The organism is Bacillus sp. DHT2 (genome assembly GCF_026241455.1).
Taxonomy (GTDB): domain Bacteria; phylum Bacillota; class Bacilli; order Bacillales; family Bacillaceae_G; genus Bacillus_A; species Bacillus_A pseudomycoides.
On record NZ_JAPHWH010000006.1, the window covers coordinates 267,033 to 276,538 of the forward strand.

Annotated in this window: 11 protein-coding genes and 4 pseudogenes; 11 read left to right on the forward strand and 4 right to left on the reverse strand. The window is 32.9% G+C overall.

What is annotated here, in order from left to right:
- Positions 1 to 26: 26 nt before the first annotated feature.
- From ORL93_RS17140 to ORL93_RS17180, 9 genes and pseudogenes are all read left to right on the forward strand, one after another.
- Positions 27 to 287, forward strand: a complete 261-nt coding sequence (locus tag ORL93_RS17140) for a hypothetical protein (protein WP_018783501.1) — start codon at positions 27 to 29, stop codon at positions 285 to 287.
- Between the two features lies 1 nt (position 288).
- Positions 289 to 639, forward strand: coding sequence for a DUF4176 domain-containing protein (locus ORL93_RS17145; RefSeq protein ID WP_098161428.1), 351 nt, complete (start codon positions 289 to 291; stop codon positions 637 to 639).
- Between the two features lie 135 nt (positions 640 to 774).
- Positions 775 to 1,752, forward strand: a complete 978-nt coding sequence (locus ORL93_RS17150) for a hypothetical protein (protein ID WP_265959290.1) — start codon at positions 775 to 777, stop codon at positions 1,750 to 1,752.
- 220 nt (positions 1,753 to 1,972) lie between these two features.
- Positions 1,973 to 2,154 (forward strand): annotated as a pseudogene (locus tag ORL93_RS17155) (hypothetical protein); the annotation flags it as partial.
- Positions 2,151 to 2,957, forward strand: a complete 807-nt coding sequence (locus tag ORL93_RS17160; protein WP_265959292.1) for a DUF3952 domain-containing protein — start codon at positions 2,151 to 2,153, stop codon at positions 2,955 to 2,957. The pseudogene ORL93_RS17155 and the gene ORL93_RS17160, both read left to right, overlap by 4 nt.
- Before the next feature lie 29 nt (positions 2,958 to 2,986).
- A complete protein-coding gene (locus tag ORL93_RS17165; RefSeq protein ID WP_265959293.1) occupies positions 2,987 to 3,232 on the forward strand; it encodes a hypothetical protein in 246 nt (81 codons plus the stop codon).
- Complete coding sequence (locus ORL93_RS17170; RefSeq protein ID WP_265959294.1) at positions 3,229 to 4,056, forward strand: DUF3952 domain-containing protein; 828 nt, start codon at positions 3,229 to 3,231, stop codon at positions 4,054 to 4,056. The genes ORL93_RS17165 and ORL93_RS17170 overlap by 4 nt, the downstream gene beginning before the upstream one ends.
- Positions 4,057 to 4,081: 25 nt before the next feature.
- Positions 4,082 to 4,881 (forward strand): annotated as a pseudogene (locus tag ORL93_RS17175) (DUF3952 domain-containing protein).
- Between the two features lie 427 nt (positions 4,882 to 5,308).
- Positions 5,309 to 5,764: a GNAT family N-acetyltransferase gene (locus tag ORL93_RS17180; RefSeq protein WP_006097545.1), complete on the forward strand. Its 456-nt coding sequence runs from the start codon at positions 5,309 to 5,311 to the stop codon at positions 5,762 to 5,764.
- A gap of 408 nt (positions 5,765 to 6,172) precedes the next feature.
- Here the strand turns inward: ORL93_RS17180 and ORL93_RS17185 are convergent, their stop codons facing one another.
- A complete protein-coding gene (locus tag ORL93_RS17185; protein ID WP_006097544.1) occupies positions 6,173 to 6,757 on the reverse strand; it encodes an HAD-IA family hydrolase in 585 nt (194 codons plus the stop codon).
- A 311-nt stretch (positions 6,758 to 7,068) separates the two neighbouring features.
- Here ORL93_RS17185 and ORL93_RS17190 point away from each other — a divergent pair, with 311 nt between their 5' ends.
- Both ORL93_RS17190 and ORL93_RS17195 read left to right on the forward strand, forming a co-directional pair.
- Entirely contained in the window at positions 7,069 to 7,650 is a 582-nt protein-coding gene (locus ORL93_RS17190; protein ID WP_018765517.1) for a DUF4256 domain-containing protein, read from the forward strand.
- Between the two features lie 258 nt (positions 7,651 to 7,908).
- Positions 7,909 to 8,319: pseudogene (locus ORL93_RS17195) on the forward strand (restriction endonuclease); the annotation flags it as partial.
- 215 nt (positions 8,320 to 8,534) lie between these two features.
- On the opposite strand, the pseudogene ORL93_RS31545 reads toward ORL93_RS17195, so the two are convergent.
- The 3 genes and pseudogenes from ORL93_RS31545 to ORL93_RS17205 form a co-directional block, all read right to left on the reverse strand.
- A pseudogene (locus ORL93_RS31545) lies at positions 8,535 to 8,624 on the reverse strand (ribbon-helix-helix domain-containing protein); the annotation flags it as partial.
- The gene (locus tag ORL93_RS17200; protein ID WP_003197259.1) at positions 8,618 to 8,788 is read right to left on the reverse strand and encodes a hypothetical protein; all 171 of its coding nucleotides are present in this window, start codon (positions 8,786 to 8,788) and stop codon (positions 8,618 to 8,620) included. The pseudogene ORL93_RS31545 and the gene ORL93_RS17200, both read right to left, overlap by 7 nt.
- Before the next feature lie 375 nt (positions 8,789 to 9,163).
- Positions 9,164 to 9,506: transposase (locus ORL93_RS17205; protein WP_265959296.1), on the reverse strand; the 343-nt coding region annotated here is incomplete at its 5' end.

Here is a 9,506-nt window from a genome sequence, read left to right on the forward strand (position 1 = left end):
AAGAGAAAGAAGAAAGGGGAATTGGTATGGATTTACATATGATAATGAATAAGGTTCATAGTACATTTCCAAATAATGGTGGTAGGGATCAGATTATAAACGTGGTGATGCAACTTGAAAAAGCAGCATCAGCTTTAACGAGTGATATTCGAAGCTTAGAGAGTAGTATCGACAGCAATTTGCAAGGGAAAACACGTGATGCTTTTATTGATCGGATTCGTCAACTTGAAAAAAAGAGACAAAAAATCGAAGAGAAAATCGTAGTATTAAAAGGGACGGTTAACTAACATGAAAGATTATATGGAAAAGGTATTACCTTTAGGAAGCGTAGTAAGGTTAAGTCTTGAGGAAGAGAAAGATGAAGATTATGTAATCACTACAAGAGGTGTATTGCTGGATGATGATACTTTCTACGATTATGGAGGAGTACTACATCCAGTCGGTTTAACAGGAGAAACATATAAACTATTTAATCATTCTGACATTGTTGAAGTGAAATTTGAAGGATATCGAAATAAAATTGAAAGTCAATTTGCGGCTAAATTTAAAATATGGCGGAATGAGTTTGTTGAAAAAGTAATAGAGAAAAATAAAAGAGAGCAACAAAATCAAGCGGTAGAAATACAAGAGCAACAATAAAGTAAAAGGGAAATAAGCTTTCCTCTTCCTATATGGAAAGAGGAAAGCTTATTTTGATTGTGGGAAAAGGTGGCTTTGAATATACTACACAACCAGGAATCATTTCTTACGTAAGGAAGGGGTATTAGGGGTTATATGAAAAGAATGAAAAATGTAATATTGTTAGTGTTATGTTTCTTATTTTTGAGTGGCTGTATTAATAATAATGAAGAACAGGTTAAAAAATATATAAAAGAAAAACATGGAATCGATGTTGTTGTAACAGATTGGGGCGCTATGCATGAAGGGAATATGGGACATACATACCATACTGTTCAAGCAAAAAACAACAAAAATATTCAATTTAGAGTAGAGGTAGATGGCTTCTTATATTCAAAAATAAAAGGTGATGAATACCAATACGGAAAAAACACATATGAGGAATATAAGAAATTTAAACCAATTTTAAAAGAAATTAAAAAATTGGGCTACGAGGAATTTGAAAAAGAAAATGTTTTTCAGTATATAGTTGATTATCATGAAGACAAACCAACTGATGATTTGTTATTAACTTTAAAAACGAGTAACAAGATTGATTATAGTCAATTTGAATCAGCAGAATTAGATCGTTTATATGCTCTATTCCAACTCATTCAGAAGAGTAATAAAAAGATAACAGAACTTGAAATTAAAGATCATAATGGTGAATATATAGGTCTCCCTTTTGAAAACGTACAAAAAGTTATAACGAAGGAAGAACTGCTATTAACTATGAAAAACACTGTAAGAAGTTATTGGACATATTTGATTCAAACTCAAACAAAAGTAGGTGACAGATTGAAAAAAATTCAAAACGACGATTTTGCAATTGAAGGTATTACTTGTCCACATCCGAAAGCCGGGGAGTGTCCGAAGTATAAGGTGACTTTAGTTTTTAAGGACAGTAAGATGCAATATAACAACAAGCCTCCTGTAATTGAGGATCTGACAAAGGTGGTCACTATCCTTAAAGAAGAACTATATAATGAAAAATTTGACATATTTTTAACCAACAAGGATGGAACAAGATATTCACTCTGGCTATCATCAGAAACAATCAAAAATAGTAATAGCATCGAAGAACTTATAAAATAACGGTCGCCTTAGGAATAAATCTAAAGCACTTTTTACGTTTATTATTTGGTGTGAAAGCATGATATCAGTTCGTAAAATGAATCATTTGTATTAAGAGTGTAAGAGCATGTTTTAATCGTTTTTTTCAAAATATGCTCTTTCTTTATATGCATTTGCTAAGATCAGTAACAATAAGCTAAGTAGGTATATTATTATTATGTAGATGTTGGCAGACTTCAATTTGAAAATGAGAAGTAAACTAACAGCGGATATCATCACTATACCAGTAAACGACCAAAGTGTTTTCAATATTAAATACACAAGTAACAAAACATCTTTAGGAAAAGACGAAATGTATGACTACCAAAAGGAAACATTACAAAACTTAAAATACCAAGAGTAACGAATGAGGTGACAGTATGAAAAAGAAAGCTAAGGTGCTGATGCTTATGACGATCGTTGGGAGTTTACTTAGTGGGTGTAGCTTTTTTGAAACGAAAATTAAATATGAACCATTTGTAAAAGCTTTGGATGAAGGGGATATGACGAAGGTTATGTCTGCTAGTGATGATGGGTATGCGAGTGTGACACAAAGAGGTATATATAGTACGTACGAGGAAAAAGAAGATGGAAAGCACGTTAAAACAATCCGTCAGACTACGGAAGGTGTATATAATACGAAAGATAAAAGTTTATATGGAGACACAACACAAACAATTGCTACTGATATAGAGAATAAAAAGGAAAAAGGGACAAACGAAAATTATAAAAAAGAAACTGTTTATAGTACAAATATTATGTATAAAAATGGGCAGGTACAAAGTGATTCCAATGTTGATGTTTCTTACGTTAACTTAATCGTGGATCGTGTAAAAGGAATAGGGAAATTGAAGATGAAGCCAGGCGATGATATCAAAAAGTTTGATCAGCCTAATACAGTTGGATATAGCTTAACTGAATCAGAATTTCAGAGTATTATTAATGACAAGCTAAAAATACAATATGATGAATATCGTGGGGCGACAATTGTGCTTCACCTTGGTTCTGCAAATGGTCCTAGGCAGATATTGGAAGTAAGTATTGATGTAGACTACAAGAAAAAGAACGATGAGGGGAATTTAGTAAGATATGCGTTACAGATACACACATACTTTAATAGAAAACAAGATAACAATCAAGACGCCAAAAAAGAATATGTAGATTATAAAGCACAGTACAAAAAATAATAAATAATTAAGAAATGAGATAACTTAATATGAAGAATAATGTCGGACAGAAACTGGATGTAGTCTCTGCTTGGGGGGAATTGGAGCTGGCTGGCAAGGAAATCTATGATTTCAAAGTGGGTATCATCACTATGCCATTAAACGATCAAAGTGTTTTCAATGTGAAATACGTAAGTAACGAAGCATCTTTAGGGAAAGACGAAGTGTATTACTACCAAAAAGGAAGCATTATGAAACTCAAAATGCCAAGAGTAACGAACGAGGTGACGGTATGAAAAAGAAAGCTAAGGTGCTGATGCTTATGACGGTCGTTGGGAGTTTACTTAGTGGGTGTAGCTTTTTTGAAACGAAAATTAAATATGAACCATTTGTAAAGGCCTTGGATGATGGAGATATGACGAAGGTTATGTCTGCTAGTGATGATGGGTATGCGCATTTAGAAGAACGAGTGATACATAGTACACTTGAAGAAAAAGAAGATGGCATATATAAAAAAAATGTATATCAAACCACTGATGGAGTATATAACACGAAAGAAAAAAACTTATATGGTAGTACAGCGCAAACAGTAACTACAAAAATTGATACAAGAAAAGAAAAGGATAAAATTAAAAACTATAACAAAGAAAAAGTATATAGTACAAATATTAAGTATGAAAACGGCCAAGTACAAAGTACAAATCTAAGCTTAGAAGTTTCTCAAGTGAAGCTTCTTATGGATCGTCTTCATGGAGTAGGAAAACTAAAGATGAAACCGGGTGATGATAAAAGAGGGTTTGATGAGCCTAATTTAGTAGGATATGAATTAACTGAAGCGGAATTCCAACAAATGATAAATGATAAATTGAAGCTACAATATGACGAATATGGTGGTGCGTCAATTGTACTTAATTTCGATGCTGCAAAAGATTCGAAAGAAAAACCAATGGAGTTATCAGAGTTGAGTGTCTCTGTAAACTATAAGAAAAAGAATGAAGAGGGGAAAGTGGTTACGAGTATTTTACAAATTAATACATATTTTGCCGGGAGAAAATACAATAATCAAGACGCGTTAAAAGATTATGAAAAGTATAAAAAGCAGTATGAAAATAATGGATAAGCGTGAATATTACATGGGGGATAAAATGAGAAAGTTAATGAAATTAACAATTAAGATGTTGACCTTAATTTTAATATTAGGTGGATGCAGTGTTGGGGAAAACAAAATAGAGTATGAAAGATTGGTAAAAGCTTTGGATGAAGGGGATATGACGAAGGTTATGTCTGCGAGTGATGATGGGTATGCGAGTGTGACACAAAGAGGTATATATAGTACGTACGAGCAAAAAGAAGATGGGAGGCACATTAAAAGAATCTATCAAACTACGGAAGGTGTATATAATACGAAAGATAAAAGTTTATATGGAGGTACAACACAAGAAATCACTACTGATATAGATAATAGAAAGAAAGTACAAATGGAAATTATAAAGAAGAAACCATTTATAGTACAAATATTATGTATAAAAATGGGCAGGTACAAAGTGATTCCAATGTTGATGTTTCTTACGTTAACTTAATTGTGGATCGTTTAAAAGGAATAGGAAAATTAAAAATGAAGCCAGGTGATGACACAAAAAAATTTGATCAGCCTAAAACAGTTGGATATAGCTTAACTGAATCAGAGTTTCAAAGTATTATTAATGACAAGCTAAAAATACAATATGATGAATATGATGGGGCGACAATTGTGCTTCATCTTGACGCTGCAAACGGTCCAATGCAGATATTGCAAGTAAGTATTGTTATGAATTATAAGAAGAATGATGAAGGAAAGTTAGTAAAATATACATTGCAGACACACACATATTTTAATAGTAAAAAAGATAATGAGCAAGATGCTAAAAAAGAATATGTAGATTACAAAGCACAGTACAAAAAATAATAAATAATTGTATGCGTAAATCTTTTGGATATCACTACTACCAACGAAAAAAAGACGTGTACTATTTGATGAAATTGTTTGGCCATACATCACAAGGGTAAACGTTACGATACATTGGAATTGAAGCGGATGAAATTCGGAAAACGATGGAAGATTTTACACTATAAGAACTAGGGGAATGCTAACTGATTTGATACCCACTGAAAGGAAAGATTATACGTGAAATACGTTGAATTTGAAACCCTAAAAAATTACGAATCGCCAACAGTTTATTTTTGTGAGCATGATATAAAACATAGTTGCCTGGTTGCTATGTAACGGTATTGCTATAATAGTAACTTCTTTAACAATCTAATGATAAGTATTAAATTCCCTACACCGCTATACTTATGCTTAAATAAATATATATTATTGGAGATGTTGAAGTATGAGAATTATTAATAAACATATCACTCTCGATGAAATAGAGATAATAAGAAACTCATTAGATAAATTGCATGAATACCATAACAGTAAATCAAAATTTTTTTCTGGTGATTATCCAAGAATTACATTTGAGGAACGTATTGAAGAATATAAAAAAAATTCAAAGTATGGAGAATACAGAATTGAATTATTGATTGAGTCAGAAACAGACAATATATTAGGATTTTGTATAGCATATAGTAAAAAAGTAAGCGGGAAGATCGAGGTTCTATTTGTTGATGAAAAATATCGAAGAAACGGATTGGGTTTGAAATTAATGAATAGTGCAGTGGAATGGTTTAAAGAAAAACAAATATATGAAATTGAATTAACAGTAGTGTACGGGAATGAAGCTGTATCGTTTTATCAGAAGTTGGGATTCTATCCACGTTCAATTATTATGACAACTAAATCATAACGATATTATGAGAATATTTTTTTGTTCAACTAAAGGGCACTCTAATGAAATAAAGATTACAGGAATGATCAAATTTCTTTATAAAAGAATGATTCAATCGAATATATTAAGAGCTTGTTTTGATCATTCTTTTTTCAAAACAAGCTTTTTCTATTTACGCTTTTATCAATTTTTATAGGGTTTATTTAATCAAAACTTATTTCAAGTCTACAATAACGAAAAGGCAGGGACATATTTTACATATTAAATATGTCCCTGCCTTTGATTTTATTGACTTTAGCCTCTACAACCTAAATATAAAAATGACTAATATGTGAAGTGTCTTTATTTTTTGGCTGTGTTAAATAATTATGCTGATAATTATAAAAATAAGAAAATCAAAATTCGGTCCATTTACAGTAGTTATTACTAACTGAACACCCGTTTCGCTAATGGAATATCCGTATTAAAAAATTTCGAGTAGTCTTGTAAATGATAATCAGCAACATCACCTTGACTTTGAAACATGCACGTTGCAATTCCTAATTCTTTTGCAGGTAATAAATCTAACTCCCGGTCTCCAATAACTAGATCGATTCCGTGTTTTGTATGTAAATGAATGTATGCTAATGGATTAGGTTTACGAGGGAAACCATCATCAATTGTAACCATATCCACAAAGTATTTATCCCATCCATAGTATTTTAAGATGGCTAAAACTCCGTCCCTATGCTTGTGTGTCATAATTACATTTTTATTTGCAAATTTTAAGATTTCTTCTACACCATCAAATGGTTTCATATCTTTTGGAGATAATGTTTTCTTTAATCTTTTTATCTCTTCTTCTTGATCCCTGGAAATGTTATAGTAATCAATTGCATGCGAATACGAAATTTTTAGCTTTTCATAAATTTCCTGTTTATCTACTGCTTCTCCCAGTACCAAAGAGAGTATGTTTGTATACGCAGGATACGTATCAAACAAAGTTCCATCAAAATCCCATAAAATGTTCAATTAGACCACCCTTTTATAATTATATCAATATAAATTCGTCAAACTAGCGTAAACTCCTCCTTTAGATTATCTAAAGGAGTGTATTTATAGTGAAAAGGAAAAGAACATCTGAAATTGAGAGAACGATTAAGGAACTGTTGAGTGACAATAAGTTGTTCCGTTAAAGGGCCAGATTGTAGAGAAATGGATTTACTAAATCATATAATTTATTGTAAACTGAATTCACACGATTATTTAAACGATTTATTATAAAACAAATATTTATATATACTTAAACCATTATGAGTAAAAACAATAAGGGGGGAACTAACATGACAAAGGGAAATAAAATCAACAATAAAGAGGAGTTGTCACTAGAACAACGTGAAGAATTACTCAGAGCATTGAAAGCCCGTTTTGAGAAAAACATGAACCGCCATAAAGGTCTTGAATGGGCTAAAGTCCAAGCAAAGCTGGATGCTAATACTGAAAAACTGTGGTCGCTCAATGAAATGGAAAGAACTGGCGGCGAACCGGATGTTGTTGGTCATGATAAAGAGAAGGACGAATACATTTTTTATGATTGTTCAGCGGAAAGTCCTAAAGGTCGCAGAAGTGTTTGTTACGATCGTGAAGGGTTAGAGTCAAGAAAAAAACATAAACCAGAAAATAACGCTATTGATATGGCAACTGCCATGGGCATTGAACTATTAACGGAAGAACAATATCGGACGTTGCAGAATCTTGAAAATTTCGATATGAAAACGTCGAGTTGGGTGCAAACACCCTCTGATATTAGAGAACTCGGCGGTGCCCTTTTTTGCGATTGTCGCTTCGGGCACGTCTTCGTGTATCACAATGGAGCTGAATCCTACTATGCCGCCAGGGGTTTTCGTGGCTCGCTAAGGGTCTAAATTTTGCACAGACAGCTAAAATTGAATTTGAGAACGGATCTCACCTAAGGAAAAGTTTTCATTTCATTCTTCAACTATCGGGCGCGATTGTGGAGCAACATAGATAGGAAATGATCAAACTTTTTTATAAAAGAATGAACCAACTGAAAATAGTAAGAGCGTGTTTTGAACAATCTTTTTTTCAAAACACGCTCTTTTCTATGAACATTTATCAAGGTTATTAGTATCAATTTGATCAAACTTTATTTTAAAGCAACAGCCGATCTCGGATTAAAAGGGAACAATCGTATTGTAATTCAAGCGAAAATATATGGTGTGAAAAATCGAGTTGGTATTCGTGCTGTACAGGAGATTTATGCAGCAAAAGCCTATTACAAGGCTCATGAGGCGTGGGTTGTCACGAACAGCGTATATACAAAGCAGGCGAAAGGATTAGGTGAAGCATGTCATGTAAAACTAATAGATCGTATAGAGCTTCAAAAATTGATTAACAAAGTAAATCCAGAGTATTCGGCTGAAGATGTGTATCGTGGTGTAGATCCTGCAGAAAGGAAATGCCCGTCATGTAAAAATCATTTAGTGGTACGAAATTCAAATAAAACTGGAAACAAGTTCTTTGGATGTTCTCAATATCCTACATGTACACATAAAGAACCAATTAATAAGTGAGCTGTGATGAAAATCCAGCTCTTTTGTTATTTTCATGAATATATTTTTAAAAGCCCTATTCTTATTTGAAAATGACTTCTCAGATTTGTTTGTACTACGTTTTTGACGGATTGGTAATGCAATAGGTCTTAAATAATGGATGATTGGATTTTTGGGGAGATAATAGGTTTAAATTTGATATGCAGGTTTTTAAGTGAAATAAAAAAGGGCAGTCGCTAATTGCGACCTAGCCCTTTCTCTACGATCTGTCGAATTGCTTCATTTCGATTTTTCAGCTTATTTTCACGCCAAAAACTCTCTATTCGTCTTTATTTAGAGTTGCAGTTTCGTTTTCTGATGAATCTATTTTTATTCCGTTAGATAGCTTTTGAGCTGAATCTTGCATTTGCTCTTGGGACTTACTAGGAGTATTCAGAGCATCTGACGGCATGTTGTTGACTTGAAGACTTACTAAATCTTTTTTATCCATGGTATATAGCTCCTTCTTTAATTTAAATTTAGATGTAATGTAATTATTAAGTAATTACTTGGATATTTTACATCTTTAGATCGATTTATATACAAGAGATATATTGAGAAATCACGTAACTATAGTGGGTCTTGTGAGTTTTTGGAACATTATGTTTTTCATGTATGGAGAAAGCCTGTTACAATGAGAAAATGACATAGGGTATGAAATAGAGAGCTATAGAATATATAAGACCTGTGGTGTGATGTCAAGTAATGATTCTAGTAATTTAAACACTTAATTTGTTATTTCAGCTTAAAAAAGGCAATACGAAACTAGACCATTAACAATTTGTAAATTAATGGAATATAGAAGGAGGAAGAATGTCAGTAGACATCATCTATCAACGCTCCTTCCGGGCGTGTAAATTTGGTTGTTGCGTAGTAGCGCATCCACCAAACGAACAAATTTTCTTGCGGTTAATGCGAGGGCTCGTTTGTGCTTATGCTTAGGTACTTCGGCAGATTTTTTCGCATAATAGTCACGATATTCAGGGACATGACGCCTTACAGAGTTGGCGGCTTCAACTAAGTAATAACGTAGATACTGATTCCCTGATCGTGTTAATGACGTGTTTTCTGCAGTAAAGCGACCAGACTGATATTTCTTCCAGAATAGACCTGCGTATTTGGCGATTCGTGTTTCATCGGTAAAGCGTTCAATTTGACCAATTTCAGCC

Coding starts and splice junctions, on each gene's coding strand:
- ORL93_RS17150 (WP_265959290.1), top strand. CDS start 775: ATGAAAAGAATGAAAAATGTAATATTGTTAGTGTTATGTTTCTTATTT.
- ORL93_RS17200 (WP_003197259.1), bottom strand. CDS start 8,788: ATGGATAAAAAAGATTTAGTAAGTCTTCAAGTCAACAACATGCCGTCA.
- ORL93_RS17180 (WP_006097545.1), top strand. CDS start 5,309: ATGAGAATTATTAATAAACATATCACTCTCGATGAAATAGAGATAATA.
- ORL93_RS17190 (WP_018765517.1), top strand. CDS start 7,069: ATGACAAAGGGAAATAAAATCAACAATAAAGAGGAGTTGTCACTAGAA.
- ORL93_RS17165 (WP_265959293.1), top strand. CDS start 2,987: ATGAAGAATAATGTCGGACAGAAACTGGATGTAGTCTCTGCTTGGGGG.
- ORL93_RS17140 (WP_018783501.1), top strand. CDS start 27: ATGGATTTACATATGATAATGAATAAGGTTCATAGTACATTTCCAAAT.
- ORL93_RS17160 (WP_265959292.1), top strand. CDS start 2,151: ATGAAAAAGAAAGCTAAGGTGCTGATGCTTATGACGATCGTTGGGAGT.
- ORL93_RS17170 (WP_265959294.1), top strand. CDS start 3,229: ATGAAAAAGAAAGCTAAGGTGCTGATGCTTATGACGGTCGTTGGGAGT.
- ORL93_RS17145 (WP_098161428.1), top strand. CDS start 289: ATGAAAGATTATATGGAAAAGGTATTACCTTTAGGAAGCGTAGTAAGG.